The following is a 16,183-nucleotide window of genomic DNA, read 5'->3' as shown; positions in this document are numbered from 1 at the left end:
ACGGAAACATAAAATCCCCCGACACCATGAAAAAGATGGTCATGGTCGAGGATGCCCTGAAAACGGTCAGGGGGATCAGTCATCCCTTCAGCATAGCCGACCTCGTCGAGAAAATGAACCAGGTCATGCACAACAACGATCCCTCCTTCCATAGGGTCCCGGACTCTGGCAATGCGATCGCCCAGTACCTGCTGCTCTACTCCATGTCCGATCAAAAGATGCTCGATACGCTTATCACACCCGATTCGAGGCAGGCCGTCATCCAGGCGAGGATAGGGAAATTCGGCTACCACGAGATAGAGGCCATCGTTGCACAGGTCATGGACAGGATCGGGCCCCTGGAATCGAAGGACTTGCACTTTACGTTGACGGGCTCGCCCATGCTTATGATCACGATCAACAAGCACCTGATAGAGAACCAGGAAACGAGCCTCTACTTATCCATCATAGCGGTCTTTCTCCTGCTGTCCATCGTGTTCAAGTCGCTCCTGGGAGGGCTCATAACGCTCGCTCCGCTCCTGATAAAAGTCACGTACAACTATGGCATAATGGAGCTGTTCCATATCCCCCTGAACGTCGCGACCGGGCTCATAGCGAGTATGACGATAGGCGTCGGCGTGGACTATATAATCCACTTCGTGATGGGATTCAGGATGCGGTTCAGGCAGGACGAGAACGGATCCATCGAGAGGGCCATGAAGGAGGCGACCGTGGTAACGGGCAGGTCGATCCTCAACAGCGCCATCGTGCTCGTCGGGGACTTCTCGGTGCTTACGATCTCGAGCTTCCTGCCCATGATCTACTTCGGCATCCTCTCGGCGAGCATGGTGATATACAGCTCCATCGTCTCCATAACCGTGTTCCCGGCACTGCTCCTGCTGGCGCACAGACACCTCAAATGGCTGAGCAGGTGACCCGCGACAGCTCCGCGGCCAACGATCAGATCCTAAAGTCCCGTTAAATTAGAACAAGGACTTCTTCAATTTTTTAAAGAATTAGTCTTTCCCACTCTTAAAGTCAATCGCTTCGTTTATAGAAAAGACTTGACTTTTTGTTTTATCATTGTTATAATTATAACAATGAAAGGAGGAAGATATGGCTTTTTTCGTTGAACATACCATCAAAGGGGTTACCTATGTGTATCGTTCCGAAGGCTACTGGGACAAAGACAAGAAACAGGCCCGGCATCGCCGCATCCTTCTGGGGAAGAAGGACCCGAAGACCGGAGAGATCATTCCATCCAAATCTCAACTCCCTCCCCGGGGATGCAGAGACTATGGGAATTATCATTTCCTGTTGACCATCGCACAACAGACTGGGCTTCTTTCTGTGCTTAAGGAGGTCTTTCCCGATATATGGGGGGAGATACTCACCTGTGCCTTTTATGAAGTCTCCGAGCGAAAGCCTTTGTATCTGTGCGAGCCGTGGTGTTTGTCTACCGAGACCATCCAAAACATCCGCCTTTCCTCACAGCGTATCAGCGAACTGCTTCAAGAACTGGGGACACGGGATCACGATCGGATGTCTTTTTTCAGGGCATGGGCACGGAAACGGGCAGAGCAGGAATGTATAGCATACGACATCACCTCTATTTCTTCCTATTCCAGGCTCAATGAGTTCCTGGAGTTCGGATATAATCGGGATGGAGAGGAACTGCCTCAAATCAACATGGCTATGCTGTTCGGGGAGAGTTCTTTCCTGCCCATATTTTATTTTGTCGTTGCGGGAAGTATTCGGGACATGAGTACCCTGTCCAACATGATTCAGTATGCCAAGGAACTTCAGATTGATTCCGTGCGATTTGTCATGGACAAAGGATTCTACAGTGATGCCAACCTCGAGCAGATGGCTCAAAAAGGGATAAAATACGCTATTGCTGTTCCCTTTACCACTCAATTTGCCAAAACATGGGTTGATACGATGAGAGAGGCGTTGCAGTCCCCGAGACAGTCGTTTCCTCTCAACGGCGATATTATCCAGGGCGAAAGGCAAAAGATAACGATCCACGGTCATCGGGGATATGTGTTTGTTTATTATAACGAACGGCGAGCCCTTGATGCAAAAGAAAGCCTTCTCAAAAGGATTATGAATCTGGAACAAAGACTGAAAGACCGGCGACACCCGGCATACGGATTTTCTGACCCCTGCATGAAATATGTGAGGGTACGGAAGTCAAAGGAGGGGGTGCGGATTCTACGGCGGGAGGAGGCAATCAGAGATGCCTTGGAATACAAGGGATTCATGGTCATGATAAGCAATACGGTGCGTGATGAGAAAGGGTGTCTGTATCTGTATCGTTCAAAAGATATTGTCGAGAGGGCATTTGACAATATGGAGAATGAACTGGATATGAAACGATTACGCATCCACTCGGAGTTGGCGATGGGGGGGCGGACCTTTATGGCATTTATTGGTTTGATTCTCCATTCATGGATCGACAAGACTATGAAAACAACCGATCTGTACAAGCGATATACCCAGGAAGAGGTGATGAGCGAACTGAAGCGTTTGAAGGTCGTAGAGCTATCAGACAATAGGAAAATACTGACCGAGATTTCTAAAAACCAAAGGTATCTGTTTAAACTGTTTCATATCCCAGAACCATCCCAATCCTTGTTATAATTCGGCGGGATTTTAGGACATTATTTTCAATCGATATTTTAAGCAGACCAATTGTTGAGTTTATTTACCCTAAAATATTTATTTTAAAAAATAGGGAAGGATTATTGATAATATAGTAGATATTTGCTAATGTATGCATTATTTAAATGGTATTGTTAAGAATGTATTTAAATGGACTTTAAACTTGTTCTGGAAAAACTTTTAACTGCCTTTGACGAGCATAATATCCGCTATGCTTTGACCGGCGGCTTTGCTATGGGCTTATGGGGTGGTTCAAGATCAACCGTGGATCTGGATTTTCTTGTAAACAAGGATGACATGAAGGCAGTCCATAACATTATGATTGATATGAGCTATGAGCGGTATAATCACACTAAAAATGTTTCACAATATATCTCGCCCATGAAAATTTTTGGCGGTATAGATTTTATCCATGCTTTTAGAAAGGTAAGCCTTGAAATGTTACAAAGGGCAAAGGCGAAAGATATTTTTGGCGGTAAATTAAAAATAAAGACTTTGCTACCCGAGGACATTATTGGACTGAAACTCCAGTCTATTTTTAATAATCCTTCAAGAGAAAAAATAGATATTGCTGATATAGAAGTGCTCGTATCACTATACAGGGATCTGCTCAATATGGAATTGGTGAAAGAATACTTCAAGATTTTTGGTATGGAAAATCTATACAAACAAATATTTGAAGGCGGGGAGCAATGAAACTTTCTGAAGAGGCTAAAAAAGAGCTTCTCGAGTTTGCAAAATCAGAAAGCTTTAAAAAGGACATCGAAATGCTTCGCTCACAATGGAAAAACCCGTTTCTTAAAAACGGCAAAGTAGATGTGGATGCTTATATTGAATTTGTTACTCAATTTAATGAATTTATCAACCACATGCAAAAGGTTTTAAAGCCTATGCTTGATGTAAAAATGAAATTATAAATATCTATCAATACATCTTTATAAAATTGGAACTGGCCTATTCCCCCCCAACTAAGAATCACCCCAATACCCCCTCCCTATCTTAACTTAAAACAAGAATATTGAAACAACTGCCCCTATCAAGACCACGTATAAAATATTAACTTTTTTGAGCAGTGCAGCCAATGCAGCTATACCGAACACAACCTTTGCAACATCCCAGGGTACTGCCAGTGCGAATTTTATGGTAACAAAGAATAAAAGCCCTACAAAGGAGGCAAGTATCCCTTTTGTTGCCTTTGAAATCAGGACAGATGACTTTAATCTATCAAATACAGGAGTTACCAGAACGAGTATCAAAAAAGAAGGTGTAAATACGGCAACAGTTGCAACCAGTGCCCCAATAATTCCATAGACGATAAAACCTACAAAGGTCGCTGTTATAACAATCGGTCCAGGTGTTATCTGACCCAATGCAATGCCATCAATGAATGTTTTATAATCCATCCATCTTTTTACAGAAACAACCTCATGAAGCATCAATGGTACAGATGCAAAACCGCCTCCAAAGGCAAAGGTATCTATCTTGAGCATCAATGCCGCAAGGTTGAAGAGTTTTGTGTTTGTATAATAAATCCCTATAAGAGCAGTGATCAATAGGAGAAAAAGCAGACTGATATGTTTATAGAACGCCGTGTTGCCGTTTTTCTGATTTGGAACGAATGATGATACTATCTTGTCTGCGCTAAACAATAAAATACCGGCTAATGCAGCCCCGATAATTACGAGAAAAGGGCTTAGACCTAACCAGAAGAGTATGGCTGCCAACAGAGCTATCAAGAGCTCTTTATAATCTTTGACTGAGCCTTTCCCGAATGAATAGGTTGCATTGGCTACAATAGCAACAACGATCACGGCAAGCCCCCTGAATAGTGCACTGACCTGATTTAAGGTGCTGTATCTTACATAGAGGAATGACAGGATCAACATGAAAATAAATGCAGGCAAACCAAATCCTATATATGTAGTCAATGCACCTTTTAAACCTCGTGCTCTGAGACCCACATAAGCTGCGGTTTGCATGGCGGTTGCACCTGGTATGGACTGACATATTACAACCCCTTCTTGAAAGCTCTGCTCATCAAGCCAGCTATTCTGTTTTACGGAGAGCTCTTTGATATACGCAACCATTGCAGGACCACCGAAGGCTGTCAGCCCAAGCCGTAAGAATGATAGGAACAAACTCCACATGGAAGGAGTTTTCTGGAAAGACTTGTTCATCATATTTGAATAATAATATTTTATACTTAAAAAAGTAATAGGAAGGTTTGTTTATTTACGCACTCCCCTTCCTATTCACAACAGCATGTTTAACTCTGACTGCTCTTGAGTAAGGCATCTAAATCGGTTATGCGTTTTTCTAAATCCGATTTCTCTTGCTTTAGCCATTCGAGAGTTTTCTGCAAACGCTCACGGGATGGGAATATTTCATCTCTGAATCTATGGCTGAACCCATAGCCGTGTTCATACCCATGCCTTTCTTCTCCACAGCAGCCTGCTCCTCTGCCATGCTGATGCTCATTTTCCCACATACCTCTGCCATTACCTTCGTGGTGACAACCTTCATGTCCATACATATAATTCACCTCCTTAATTTAATCAGATCCTCTTTGAAACCCTTATACTATTTATAAGCATTCGCTCATAACTTGTCAAGATAAATTAGGCTGATCGACAATTCAAAAAATAGCAGGTTTGTCATGCTGAATCTATGTCAGCATCTTGTATTTATATTCCACAAGAGCAAGAGCCTGAAACAACATCGAGATGACAATTGCTGTATTTATTACATTTGCGCCAATCAATTTTATACGACCTCTTTTGACTTTTAGTTCACTGCCCTATATACTTCATAGAAGAGAGTATTGAATATGGATATCCTTGACATACTGAAAACATATTTCAAAACAAATGCAGAAAAATATGGCATTAAACTGGCTTTTCTGTATGGTTCTTATGCCCACCATAATCAAACCGAACAATCGGACATAGATGTTGCTCTTGTATTTGAAGAAGACAAAGCAAAGGATAAAAAAAATCTGTTCGAGGTTATTACCGATATATCCATTGCCACCGGTAAGCTGACGGGAAAAGATGTCGAAATTATTTTCATCGACAGCGATTTCAGCAAACCCCTGCTCTATTATAATGCCATAGTACACGGCAAGCCCCTATTTGTCGGCGATGCGAACTGTTACATTGACTATTTTCTCAGGGCTATTTATGAAATGGAAGACTTCAGCAGCTTCGGACTGAAATGGCAACTTGATATAGCGAACAAGCGATTGGAGAAAATTGCATCGTGACTCCCGATTTTTTTTATTCAAAGGGTAGAGTGATTGCATCGGTAAACTTCATTGTAAAAGAAATGGAGGATTTCGACGCATACTTCTCAGGCATTACGTGGCAGAATTATCGCATAATGGAACCATTAAAATTAAAGGCCCTTGAAAAGACCGTTGAAAATATTCTCACGGCTTTAATAGAAATCTCGGGTGTAATAGTTGTCGAGGAAGAAAAGCGGGTTGAGGACTATGCAACAGTTATTGAACAGGCAAGCCTTATCGTCGGCCTGACCAGTAATGAAGCCACTCAATTGGCGCGACTTGCGAGGCAGAGGAACAGATTAGCACACAGATATCTTGATTTTAAGTGGGAAGCCATAAAAAGCTACATGGATACAAGGAACTCGATAAAACACTTTTTGCAGTTGACGACGATCAGAGAAGAAAAGAAACTGCAGTAATCTCTTTAAGCAATTTTTTGCTGCCAAAAGAGCTTCATTTCAGTTCTCTTTGCGAACCAGACAAGCACGAGCATGACCGGCACCTCGATAAGCGGACCAATGACGGTCGCAAGTGCAACGGTGGGGTTGAATGCGGTTATGGCTATTGCAATAGCTATCTCAAAATCCCTGCCCGTGGAATTGAATGCAACAGCCACAGAATCTTCGTAATTCAACTTCAGCTTCCAGCTCACGAGATAAACCACGGGAAACATCACCCAGAAAAAAAGTATCATGGGCACAGCCATCCGTACTATCAAAAACGGCTCCTTCAGGATCAGATCGCCTTTGAGTGCGAACATAACGATAAGCGTAAAAAGGAGCCCGGCGATGGATAAGGTGTCAAGATAGAATTTCAGTTTATTAAACCACGCTTCGCCGAATCTCTTTACACCCAACACTCGTGTAAGTATGCCGGCAACAAGAGGTAAGCCGAGATAGAGGAGCACGCTTTCGCCGATGACCCAGACATCAAAATGGACATTACCGAGCAGAAGTTTCGCGTAGACCGGAATAAGCAGCATTTGAATGATGGAGTTTACGGCCACGAGTATTATCGCGAGAGGTGCATTGCCCTGTGCAAGGTAGGTAAAAACAATCACCATTGCTATGCATGGTGCAAGGCCGTACAAAACAAGCCCTGTATAAAGATCGGGCTCGCCGCCCAAAAAGATCTTGGCGAGCAAAAGCATAAAAAACGGGGCTATCGCAAAGTTGAAGAACATGACAATAAGAAGCTGTTTTGGTGATCGTGCAGCCTTGCCCAGGTCTTCAAATTTAATGTTTGCCATCGCCGGGTATATCATCATGAAAAGACCCGCCACAACCCCGAGAGCAAGGGTGTTGGGGAGATTAAATGCGTATGTTCCATGGAATATGGCTTTGATAGCGTCGATCGGCGGTGTGAGTGCAAAATTGGAAATCCCGTATAACCTGCCGATGCCTATGCCTATTGCCATGCTCACGATCACAAAGACCGGCAGCAACCTGAAGTTGTGCAATTTCTCAAACAATCTTCTGAACACGTTTTAATTCCTCAATCAGGATTTCAATTTTTTTCTTTATTTCTTCTCTCGCCCTTCGAAAGGCATTAAGCACCTCTTCTTCAGTACCCGTGGCTGATTTTGGATCATCTATAGACCAGTGGATACGCCTTATTCGCGGCGGTGTCATAGGACACATTGCCTCTGCACTGCTGCACAGTGTAATAACTATATCCATTGTATTCAAAAGGCTTTCATCTATACCCTTTGACCTCTGGTTTGAAATGTCTATACCTATCTCTTTCATCACCTGAACAGTTTTCGGATGCACCTCTGATGGCATCACACCGGCGCTAGAGGGCTCTATCAATCCTTTACCCAATGCCCTTGCAAACCCTTCTGCCATCTGACTGCGGCATGAATTACCCGTACACATAAACATTACCTTCATCTTTTACCTCTTCTCAAACTTAAAAGCAGAGCTTCATGAGTATTTGCGCTTATTTACAGTTTCTATCTCAGATGTCTTTTTGGTTATGAATTCCTTTATCACGATATAGTGATATGTAAAACATTATGATTATATGTGTCAAGGATTACCTTTACTGCAAAGTGGTTAGCCGTCAATTTGTAAATAAACATCTGTTACCTTGGAAGGTTTATAGTCTGAATAATCCAATGATACTCCTTCTTGTTTAGTTTTGATAGATTCGTGTATTTCACTTTTCTTTTTCATTGATAGAGTATCCAAGCATCTTGTAAGTCTTCATACGTTTCCTGAACATATTCAACAGGACAGAAATACCGCTGTCGACGTAGTCATAGATACGAATATCCTGCTTGTTCATGTAATGTCTATGTAAACGTCCGGCATATTGAACTATGCGTCCCTTAAATGAGCGGGGCATAGTTAAAAACAGTGTGTCTAATCGTGGTTCGTCAAACCCTTCACCAATATACGACCCTGTAGCTATTATGACTTTTTTATCATCAGGGGTACTGTTCTTAAGTTTTTCCATTACATCTTGGCGGGCTTTTTCTTTCAAACCGCCATAGAGAAGTATAATTAAATCAACCTTGTCGTGGAGTAACTCAGCCAATCGTTCCAGATGTTCCCTTTGCTCCGTGAGAATCAAAGGGAACCGGTTTTCCTCTAAAACATCAAGAATATCATTGACAATCATCTGGTTGCGCTGTTCATCGGTAATCATATTCTGCCAGAGCTCCTGTATTTTGGAGCTTTCATTCCATTCATACGAAAAAGTAGTTTCTCTTGTTATAACATAGGCATTTGCAACATATTCTGATAAATCCTTCTGCTTTATCTGGCAACATACATGCCCACATTGAAAATGGATAATCGGTTGATGGCCATCCCTGCGATATGGTGTTGCTGTAAGTCCCAAAACATACTTAGCCTTTGCTTGATTAAGTACTTTTTCAAATGAAAAGGCGCTCACATGATGACATTCGTCTACTATCACAAACCCATAGTTTGCAATCAGGTCATTGACACCTTCTTGGGCATCCATGCTTTGAAACATAGCGACATCAATAATGTTTGTAGGTTTGTTTTTGCCGCTACCGATATGGCCGATACACTTTTTTTCAATATTGAGTAACGATGCTATTTGTAACCGCCATTGCTCCATTAACGGTTTTCTATGGACCAATATCAGCGTGTTTGTTTTTCTTTCGGCAATTGCAGCTATTGCCAGCACTGTTTTCCCTGTCCCGGGCGGTGCGACAAAAACACCAAAGTCATCCGATAATATACTTTTGAGTGCTTTATATTGTTCTATATTAAGTGATCCCTGGAAAGAAAAATCCATCTTGCTCCCTGCATTTCTCTTGTCCTGAATCAAAAGTTTTATGCCGAGCTCCTTCAGAAGTGTTTCCATATCGTGCAGACACCCTCTGGGTAGTGAAAGATACTCGTCAATAATCTCGGAACAGCAGATTATCCTTGGGGTGGCATGAGTAGAAAACCTCATTTTCTGCTTTTTATAAAATTCAGGATTTTGAAACGCTGCAAGATGTTTGAGTTGATTTAGTAAAATAGGAGGTATGTTTTCTGTTTTAATGTAAATGCGGTTTGCCAATACTGATTCAATAGAATCCGGTAAATCTTTAATTTCTATCTTTAATTGTCTTTTCTCAGAAGACAGTCTCATCCACGGCTCATCGCTTTCATCAACAGAACCTCGTCTGACTACAATTATCTGTCCGGTTTTCATCCCTTTATCAACAATGCCCTGTATTTCTTGATATGGCATTCTACGGATGGAGCTAAGAAAGTCCCATTGATCCGAATAAGGAATACCTTTTTCATCAATGAAAACGCTGTTACCATTATCTATAGATTTTTTCTGAAAAGGCAGTGCTATGAGATTTCCAAAACCCCCTTTGGGTAATGTGTCCTGATTAGGAAACAATCGATCATAGCTTTTCATGTCTATTTGATACCGCTTGTTCATAGCTATGGTAATCAAATAGCTTCCGAGTTTCCTTGCCAAAACTGCCGGAATTTCTTCGTTGAAGAATATCCACAGATGCCCGCCTGTACCGGAGCGGGACCTCTCAATGATTGCGGGAATGCCTTCATCATTACAAATCTTTTTCAATACTGAAATATCATCCAGCCAATGTTCCCTGTCAAAATCCATGGCCAGAAAAAAGCAATTGTCGTTTTGAAGCATTGGATATATGCCGATAACCTGATTGCCCGAGAGATGTTCCACTATAGCATTCGTATCGAGCGGCATAAATTTTTGATTTCGACATTCAGAGCATTTTACACCGGGTTTTCCGCATATCCGATGACCCCACTCGTTAGCACAGACAGGACTATAGCCCTTTTTGCCGGTACGGTTACTAGTCCACAAACGGGCATACACATCACTGCGTCCTCTGAAATAAGTCATAAACAGGTTTATTTTTTCTTCCTGAGAAAGACCGGGTTTTGTAGCGGCTGGAGCAGATGGAGCGGTATTCTTCTCAAGGGAACGAAGTTTATAAAGGTATTCTTGTTTTAACTCCGTAAGAAGCGCAATCTGCTCATTAAGTCTTTGAAGCTTTTCTTTAATGATTGCTTCTTCGGTAGGAAGATCATTGATGACTTTAATATACGTAGCCTCCCAATGTTTTGCAAAAACGATCGATATATCTTCTATGGAACAGCTATATATTCGGCAAAAGAACGGGGTTCTGGGATGGGTTCTCTGTCTTCTTGTAATCCTCGCACATGCATTTCAATAGCTTCATGCATATTCTTCTCTGCATAAAAACGGGTGCTGCCTGTAGCGATACAACCGGGCAAATCAGGTGAATATGCTGAATAATTACCATCAGCCTTCTCAATAATTATAAGGAAACGATACATCTTATTTTACCTCCTTTAATTTTGCTTGCTTCAAAATACTATTTAATGTTCCCGGTGCTAAATCATCATTTTGGTGTCCTGCAATTGTAACTCGTCCGGGTTTTATAGTATGTTTATATTGTCTATGACTGCCTTTTGTTGTAATTAAATACCAGCCATCTGATTCAATTAATTTTATGTTTCAGAGTCAGTAATTACAAAACTGGCTTTAAAAATTGTACACATTCATGTCTTTGTTCCCTGCACCATATTCGGCAGCAATGCAGCTATGGCTGAAAAGATATTCTTTACAGCATCGGTTTCCGGAAGCGGTATTTTTACATAGGTTTTTCCTGTTTTTTCGTCCCTGTCTATCATAGTATTCAGATAACTATTCCCGGTCTGTCCGGCAGGCTGCGATGGTTGTGAGATGAGTTTATTGAGGTTCATCAGAAATTGAGCGGCGCTGGTGAGCAGATTATGCAACGGTTCCATGTCCCTTCCATCATATTCCATTGGAGGCATAGTTTTATCGCTGTTTTCCGTTTCCTGTAGGTCCGCTATATCGGCGGCATTTCTTGCCAGATCGGCTTCTATCTCTTGTTGTTTTTCCATTGCATGATCCACCTTCTCCAGATTTTCCGCTATACTCCCCACTGATTCCATAAATCTTTTCATCTGGGATTCTCCAACCATCACAACATCTTGTCCATCATTATCCAGAGCACCTGCAAACAGGGACTTTTTAAACTTGAGGAGATCGAGTATCCTCTCCTCAATTGATGTAGATGTGATAAAGTTTATGACATGAACTGTCCTGTGTTGTCCAAGTCTATGCACCCTGCCTATACGTTGCTCAAGAACAGCAGGATTCCATGGAATATCCATGTTTATTACAAAAGAGCCGCTTTGCAGGTTTAACCCGACTCCGCCTGCGTCTGTAGATAGAAATACCATGCACGTAGGATCTTCCTTAAATCGCGACATCAGGGTCTTTCTCTCTTTCGATGGAACGCTTCCGTTCAGGTGAACATATTTGATCCCGTTTTTCTCAAGAATCTGTTCAATCAATTCCATCATCCTGATCCATTGACTGAAGATGACTGCTTTTTCTCCACCCTCAATGATTATTTCTTTCAGGATTATGGACAACTCCTCAATCTTTGGTCCATGAACCGTTTTCTTATCTACCAGATAGGTATTGTCGGCAGCCATTCTCATATAATTCAAGGCTATCTGCAAACGCCTCTGGTCAGCCTCGCATAGGAACTTATACCGCCTCCACTTTGCCACCAATTTTACTACAATGTCATAATTCTCATCATGTATAGCCCTTTGCTCGTTCGTCATGGGCACAAAAAAGTTCTTATCTATCCTTTCAGGAAGCTGTTTGAGCACATCTTCCTTTTTTCTGCGGATCATGACATGCTTCAATGAATCTCTGACAGACTGCAGGTTCCGGTATCCAATTACCTTTCCGCCTTCATCTACGACCCTGTGGTGATGGACAAACCTGTATAAAGGCCCAAGGTGCCGTCGATCAATAAATTCTACCAGGGAATGCAGCTCTTCAATCTTATTTTCTATGGGGGTTCCGGTAAGCACAATGGCAAAGGTAGATTCAAGCTGCTTTACATATTGAGCGGTTCTCGTCTTCCAGTTTTTAATCCTTTGTGCCTCGTCCAATATTATGAGATCAGGTGCCCATTCAATTATCCTTTCCGCATCCCGGAAGACCATCTCGTAATTGATAAGCTTGTAAAAGGACTCCTTTTGATAGAGTCCCATCCTCTGATGGTTCAGGCCCTCAATCACATCAACCGACCTGCCGGTGAACTTTTCTATCTCTGTACGCCACTGATGTTTCAGGGAAGTAGGGCATATAATCAAAACCTTCCGAATATTGAACAGCTTAACCATGAGCTCGGCGGCTGCAATGGCTTCAATGGTTTTCCCCAGTCCCATATCATCACCGATAAGGCATCTTCCGGCCTTTACTGCAAACAATGCACCTTCTCGCTGATACGGGTATAACTCGGTCTTGAGAATATCTTTAAAAAGAGGGCTGTCAATCCCCTCCTTGAGCGTAGAGTTGATGATATCCCGCCGGTGTTCTGCATCCTGATGTTCAGCGATGTAGGACATTACATCATCATAACATCGCACTTCGTGTCCATTTCCCCGGGGTAATCGGTTAAGAAATTGGTTAAAATTAAGGATATGATCATCCTTAAGAATACCATTTGACTCAAAAAATTCAGTCACCAGAGAGAGCAACTCAGAAGGTGCCTCCTTCCCGGTATTGAACCTTACATCCCTTTTGAGTCCATAGTGTACGTATACCTCGGAATAAGGCTGGATATACCCCTCTCTGAACGCCTTTTTCGCCCCTTTTTTCTTCATTAATCTGGATAGGATAAATTCTATATGTTTGCATGTCCCAAGGTTATTGATGCTGAAATCAGGACAGGAGCAATAGTTATATCCCGGGTTGTTTCCACGGATGGCAACCCTGTAAGTCTTTCCAGAACCGGGATTGGTGAGCAAAAATTCAGAGAATATTGGATGTTCACCGATATTCTTGAGTGTATAATCTTGCTGCTCTCCGTATTGTTTTCTCAGCAAACGCTGCCATTCCTCAAGCGCTATTTCGTCCGGTTTGTGTGTCCTTGATAATTTCAATCTGACTGCCTTATCTTTTCTATTATTCATATGTCAAAAATATCACATCAACTCAAATTGTTTGTCAACATTCATTTTTTTATCAGGACAGACACACAGGTCTGCCACTACCATACAGTTCGTTACCTCAGCCTCATGCTCCAGAAGCTTTATGACAGCGTTTTTATTCCGGATGTTGAGATCGTACTTAGAGTCCATGTGGATTGTGTAGTGTAAAGGCGACCCCATTTCTCCTTGACTTATGGAATTATATACAATATCCTTAAAAGTAAGGACAATGATAATTGTAAGGAGATTTAAAAATGACGGCAACGGCAAAAATTACATCAAAAGGTCAGATTACATTACCAAAAGCTGTAAGAAAGCTGCTCAAAGTGCACTACGGGAGTGTTGTGGTCTTTGAAAAGGAAGAAGACAAGCTCGTCATCAGGCCGGCTGCGACACTCAAGGAGTTTAAAGGCTACTTGAAGGGTAAAAAACAGGCAATAGACTTTGATAACATAAGAGAAAATGCAAAGGAATACATTGGGAGAAAGGTAGCCCAAAGTGGCAAATCTTGAAAAGGTTGTTATTGATACAAACCTTCTGGTCAGATATATTACAGACGATGATCCAGGAAAAGCAAAATCAGTCGATAACCTGCTGACGAAGGCAATGAATGGTGATGTACAGGTACTTATCCCTTCAATTGTTATCGCAGAACTTGTATGGGTTCTTGAAAGTTTTTATGAAATGCAGGCAACCGATATTGCCGGCATTGTACAGGCCATTCTTAATACACCTGGTATCGAAGTCATGGATAGACCAGTAATAGCATCGGCTTTGCTCCTCTATAAATCCCAAAACATAGATCTGATAGATGCATGGATAATTGAATTTGCCAAGGATAGAAACATCAAGACCATCTACACTTTTGATAAAAAGCACTTCAAAAAAGTAAAGGACATCGAGATAAGAAAACCATAAGTATCTCAAATATGATCTGGTGGCCAATTGACATAGGTTCGCTTTTATCAAAACAAAACACCCTTTTCTTCTTCCTGATTTATACTGGTGTCCTGTACTATGACTATCATGTGGACAGAGATGAACAATGTACACCTCTTTCTCTGTAACAAGAGCGGTTAACAAAAGTCCGTGAAAAGCCGCCATCCAAACCACCCTGTGGTTCGTCACCACAGCCTCATGCTCCAGAAGCTTTACGAAATGGATTGTGCAATGTGTAGATGCTACCCACTTCTTTACCTTTTATAGTTCACCTATAATTTGAATAGTGTAAAAAACAATTAGGATAAATTCTTGATTAAACTTTATATAGTACCTTCAAATCATATTTCGTGTGCGTTCCAGCACGATATTGTCGCATGCAACCACATTAGCACACTTTTCGCTTCGCCTGAAGGCGAGGGATTTCAACCATCCCCGAAGGGGATATTAAAAAAGGAGATCGATAACATCATTTCACATATCAAGGGTGACCCTGTGGTTCCCACAAGCGGTACGGTAATGATCATATTTTTATTAAACCAAGACTTATTTCTAAAGCCTTATCCACCCATTTTATACTCTCAGATGATATTGTCCCGAGTCTTTTCCCCAACCTTTTCTTGTCTATCGTCCTAACCTGATTTAATAACACAATAGAATCTTTTGGTAGTCCGCCTTCCCCGGATTTCAAAAGGACTTCGTAAGGAGAAACTTCTCTTTTTGTCGATGTAATGGCCGCAACAATTGTTGCCTGAGAATATGCATTGCCTACATCGTTTTGAATAATCAGTGCCGGGCGGGTCTTTCTAATCTCTACACCGATAGTGGGATCGAAATTCACATAATAAACTTCGCCTCTTTTGGGAAGAATCATCTTATTTCCGCCTGTAGGGTCTTTTTTTGGGCTCTCGAATCTCTATCAATCTTTCCGCCTCCTCTTCAAGGTAACGCCATTCCTCTGCCATAGAAGCATCCCTATCTCCATTGGCCTTGTAACTTTTTATCATCTCGTCGCGCAATCTCTTCTTCTTCTCGCCTTCAAGCTTTTCTTCCACTGCTCTGACGATATATTTGCTTCGTTTACGCTCGGGTACTAACTGCTGCAATTCTCTGAGTACTGGATCGGGGATCGAAATACCGATTCTTTTGAGTGTATTGTAAGACATAATGAACCTCTCTAACAAATACAATAACACATACTTTTAATATGTCAAATAGTATGCTAAAATAGTATACATAACAAGGCTGTCTGACCGCGACTTTATCCCGGTACATGCTCTATGGACTGTGCAATATGGGGACGCGCCCCCATTCCACCTTCTGTCACCGTCCGTAGTTGATAATGAATATTGCAGTCTATGCGAGTATAAATGCGATCGAGAGTAGATTCCATGGTGCAAAGAAATAGTTGCTTGATTTCACGTTCCTGGGAGCCAGTCCGATAACGCCCGGGCCTGCATAGTCGTGTGGCTTCTTATCGTCCCACCAGATAAGAATATTTTGTACGGCCAGTGAAGACATAATAAGGCTGATTGAGCTTAGGACGGAGGCAATTATTCCGAGAGCGCAAAGATCAGATATACTTTTGTGCGATTTGACAGAATCTTCAAATCTTGTTGGCAAATAGACCTCAAATTTTACATAGTGCACCATTCTATCTGCTACTTGTTTTTACTTATTTAATAAATTATAGTTTTCCTTAAAGAAGCTATAATGGCTAAAAGGATAATTTATGAAAGAGTATAACTACACAATTATTCTGGAAAAAGAGGAAGACGGAGGATAT

19 protein-coding genes are annotated in these 16,183 nt (G+C 41.9%); 8 read left to right on the top strand and 11 right to left on the bottom strand.

Annotated features, from left to right (window positions below; translation table 11 throughout):
• The 4 genes from M1381_00405 to M1381_00390 form a co-directional block, all read left to right on the top strand.
• Positions 1–914, top strand: a 914-nt coding sequence (locus M1381_00405) for an MMPL family transporter (protein MCL4477550.1), incomplete at its 5' end; no start/stop codon positions are given.
• Between the two features lie 181 nt (positions 915–1,095).
• Positions 1,096–2,622: a transposase gene (locus tag M1381_00400; protein ID MCL4477549.1), complete on the top strand. Its 1,527-nt coding sequence runs from the start codon at positions 1,096–1,098 to the stop codon at positions 2,620–2,622.
• Between the two features lie 171 nt (positions 2,623–2,793).
• Positions 2,794–3,339 (top strand): nucleotidyltransferase family protein, encoded by a 546-nt coding sequence (locus M1381_00395; GenBank protein MCL4477548.1) that lies wholly within the window; start codon positions 2,794–2,796, stop codon positions 3,337–3,339.
• Positions 3,336–3,560, top strand: coding sequence for a hypothetical protein (locus tag M1381_00390; protein ID MCL4477547.1), 225 nt, complete (start codon positions 3,336–3,338; stop codon positions 3,558–3,560). Before M1381_00395 ends, M1381_00390 begins: the two co-directional genes overlap by 4 nt.
• Before the next feature lie 87 nt (positions 3,561–3,647).
• On the opposite strand, the gene chrA is transcribed toward M1381_00390, so the two are convergent.
• Together chrA and M1381_00380 are read right to left on the bottom strand one after the other, a co-directional pair.
• Positions 3,648–4,823, bottom strand: a complete 1,176-nt coding sequence (gene chrA / locus M1381_00385; GenBank protein MCL4477546.1) for a chromate efflux transporter — start codon at positions 4,821–4,823, stop codon at positions 3,648–3,650.
• Between the two features lie 86 nt (positions 4,824–4,909).
• Positions 4,910–5,176, bottom strand: a complete 267-nt coding sequence (locus M1381_00380) for a hypothetical protein (protein MCL4477545.1) — start codon at positions 5,174–5,176, stop codon at positions 4,910–4,912.
• Between the two features lie 294 nt (positions 5,177–5,470).
• Between M1381_00380 and M1381_00375 the strand changes: the two genes are divergently transcribed.
• Positions 5,471–5,905, top strand: a complete 435-nt coding sequence (locus M1381_00375) for a nucleotidyltransferase domain-containing protein (GenBank protein ID MCL4477544.1) — start codon at positions 5,471–5,473, stop codon at positions 5,903–5,905.
• Positions 5,902–6,345 (top strand): DUF86 domain-containing protein, encoded by a 444-nt coding sequence (locus tag M1381_00370; protein ID MCL4477543.1) that lies wholly within the window; start codon positions 5,902–5,904, stop codon positions 6,343–6,345. The genes M1381_00375 and M1381_00370 overlap by 4 nt, the downstream gene beginning before the upstream one ends.
• A gap of 5 nt (positions 6,346–6,350) precedes the next feature.
• Here M1381_00370 and M1381_00365 read toward each other — a convergent pair whose 3' ends face one another.
• From M1381_00365 to M1381_00335, 7 genes are all read right to left on the bottom strand, one after another.
• A complete protein-coding gene (locus M1381_00365) occupies positions 6,351–7,397 on the bottom strand; it encodes an arsenic resistance protein (GenBank protein MCL4477542.1) in 1,047 nt (348 codons plus the stop codon).
• A complete protein-coding gene (locus M1381_00360; GenBank protein ID MCL4477541.1) occupies positions 7,390–7,818 on the bottom strand; it encodes an arsenate reductase ArsC in 429 nt (142 codons plus the stop codon). Before M1381_00360 ends, M1381_00365 begins: the two co-directional genes overlap by 8 nt.
• A gap of 268 nt (positions 7,819–8,086) precedes the next feature.
• Positions 8,087–10,132, bottom strand: coding sequence for a DEAD/DEAH box helicase (locus tag M1381_00355; GenBank protein ID MCL4477540.1), 2,046 nt, complete (start codon positions 10,130–10,132; stop codon positions 8,087–8,089).
• A 404-nt stretch (positions 10,133–10,536) separates the two neighbouring features.
• Positions 10,537–10,749 (bottom strand): type II toxin-antitoxin system HicB family antitoxin, encoded by a 213-nt coding sequence (locus M1381_00350; protein ID MCL4477539.1) that lies wholly within the window; start codon positions 10,747–10,749, stop codon positions 10,537–10,539.
• A gap of 1 nt (position 10,750) precedes the next feature.
• Entirely contained in the window at positions 10,751–10,927 is a 177-nt protein-coding gene (locus tag M1381_00345; GenBank protein MCL4477538.1) for a type II toxin-antitoxin system HicA family toxin, read from the bottom strand.
• Between the two features lie 47 nt (positions 10,928–10,974).
• Positions 10,975–13,440, bottom strand: coding sequence for a DEAD/DEAH box helicase (locus M1381_00340; GenBank protein ID MCL4477537.1), 2,466 nt, complete (start codon positions 13,438–13,440; stop codon positions 10,975–10,977).
• A gap of 12 nt (positions 13,441–13,452) precedes the next feature.
• Entirely contained in the window at positions 13,453–13,638 is a 186-nt protein-coding gene (locus M1381_00335; protein MCL4477536.1) for a hypothetical protein, read from the bottom strand.
• A 74-nt stretch (positions 13,639–13,712) separates the two neighbouring features.
• On the opposite strand from M1381_00335, the gene M1381_00330 reads away from it, so the two are divergent.
• Both M1381_00330 and M1381_00325 read left to right on the top strand, forming a co-directional pair.
• Positions 13,713–13,970 (top strand): AbrB/MazE/SpoVT family DNA-binding domain-containing protein, encoded by a 258-nt coding sequence (locus M1381_00330; GenBank protein MCL4477535.1) that lies wholly within the window; start codon positions 13,713–13,715, stop codon positions 13,968–13,970.
• Positions 13,957–14,376, top strand: a complete 420-nt coding sequence (locus tag M1381_00325) for a type II toxin-antitoxin system VapC family toxin (GenBank protein ID MCL4477534.1) — start codon at positions 13,957–13,959, stop codon at positions 14,374–14,376. Before M1381_00330 ends, M1381_00325 begins: the two co-directional genes overlap by 14 nt.
• Before the next feature lie 544 nt (positions 14,377–14,920).
• On the opposite strand, the gene M1381_00320 is transcribed toward M1381_00325, so the two are convergent.
• Together M1381_00320 and M1381_00315 are read right to left on the bottom strand one after the other, a co-directional pair.
• On the bottom strand, positions 14,921–15,271 hold the full coding sequence (locus M1381_00320) for a type II toxin-antitoxin system PemK/MazF family toxin (GenBank protein MCL4477533.1): 351 nt from the start codon (positions 15,269–15,271) through the stop codon (positions 14,921–14,923).
• 1 nt (position 15,272) lies between these two features.
• Entirely contained in the window at positions 15,273–15,563 is a 291-nt protein-coding gene (locus tag M1381_00315) for a hypothetical protein (GenBank protein ID MCL4477532.1), read from the bottom strand.
• Positions 15,564–16,183: the final 620 nt, after the last annotated feature.

It is taken from the genome of Deltaproteobacteria bacterium (assembly GCA_023382265.1).
In the GTDB taxonomy this organism is placed as follows: domain Bacteria; phylum JAMCPX01; class JAMCPX01; order JAMCPX01; family JAMCPX01; genus JAMCPX01.
Note: the sequence above shows the minus strand (reverse complement) of the source record. Positions and strands in the feature narration are given on the sequence as shown.

Coding starts and splice junctions, on each gene's coding strand:
- M1381_00390 (MCL4477547.1), top strand. CDS start 3,336: ATGAAACTTTCTGAAGAGGCTAAAAAAGAGCTTCTCGAGTTTGCAAAA.
- M1381_00355 (MCL4477540.1), bottom strand. CDS start 10,132: ATGCCGCTCGATACGAATGCTATAGTGGAACATCTCTCGGGCAATCAG.
- M1381_00375 (MCL4477544.1), top strand. CDS start 5,471: ATGGATATCCTTGACATACTGAAAACATATTTCAAAACAAATGCAGAA.
- M1381_00340 (MCL4477537.1), bottom strand. CDS start 13,440: ATGAATAATAGAAAAGATAAGGCAGTCAGATTGAAATTATCAAGGACA.
- M1381_00400 (MCL4477549.1), top strand. CDS start 1,096: ATGGCTTTTTTCGTTGAACATACCATCAAAGGGGTTACCTATGTGTAT.
- M1381_00360 (MCL4477541.1), bottom strand. CDS start 7,818: ATGAAGGTAATGTTTATGTGTACGGGTAATTCATGCCGCAGTCAGATG.
- M1381_00395 (MCL4477548.1), top strand. CDS start 2,794: ATGGACTTTAAACTTGTTCTGGAAAAACTTTTAACTGCCTTTGACGAG.
- chrA (MCL4477546.1), bottom strand. CDS start 4,823: ATGATGAACAAGTCTTTCCAGAAAACTCCTTCCATGTGGAGTTTGTTC.
- M1381_00350 (MCL4477539.1), bottom strand. CDS start 10,749: ATGTATCGTTTCCTTATAATTATTGAGAAGGCTGATGGTAATTATTCA.
- M1381_00380 (MCL4477545.1), bottom strand. CDS start 5,176: ATGTATGGACATGAAGGTTGTCACCACGAAGGTAATGGCAGAGGTATG.
- M1381_00335 (MCL4477536.1), bottom strand. CDS start 13,638: ATGGGGTCGCCTTTACACTACACAATCCACATGGACTCTAAGTACGAT.
- M1381_00330 (MCL4477535.1), top strand. CDS start 13,713: ATGACGGCAACGGCAAAAATTACATCAAAAGGTCAGATTACATTACCA.
- M1381_00315 (MCL4477532.1), bottom strand. CDS start 15,563: ATGTCTTACAATACACTCAAAAGAATCGGTATTTCGATCCCCGATCCA.
- M1381_00320 (MCL4477533.1), bottom strand. CDS start 15,271: ATGATTCTTCCCAAAAGAGGCGAAGTTTATTATGTGAATTTCGATCCC.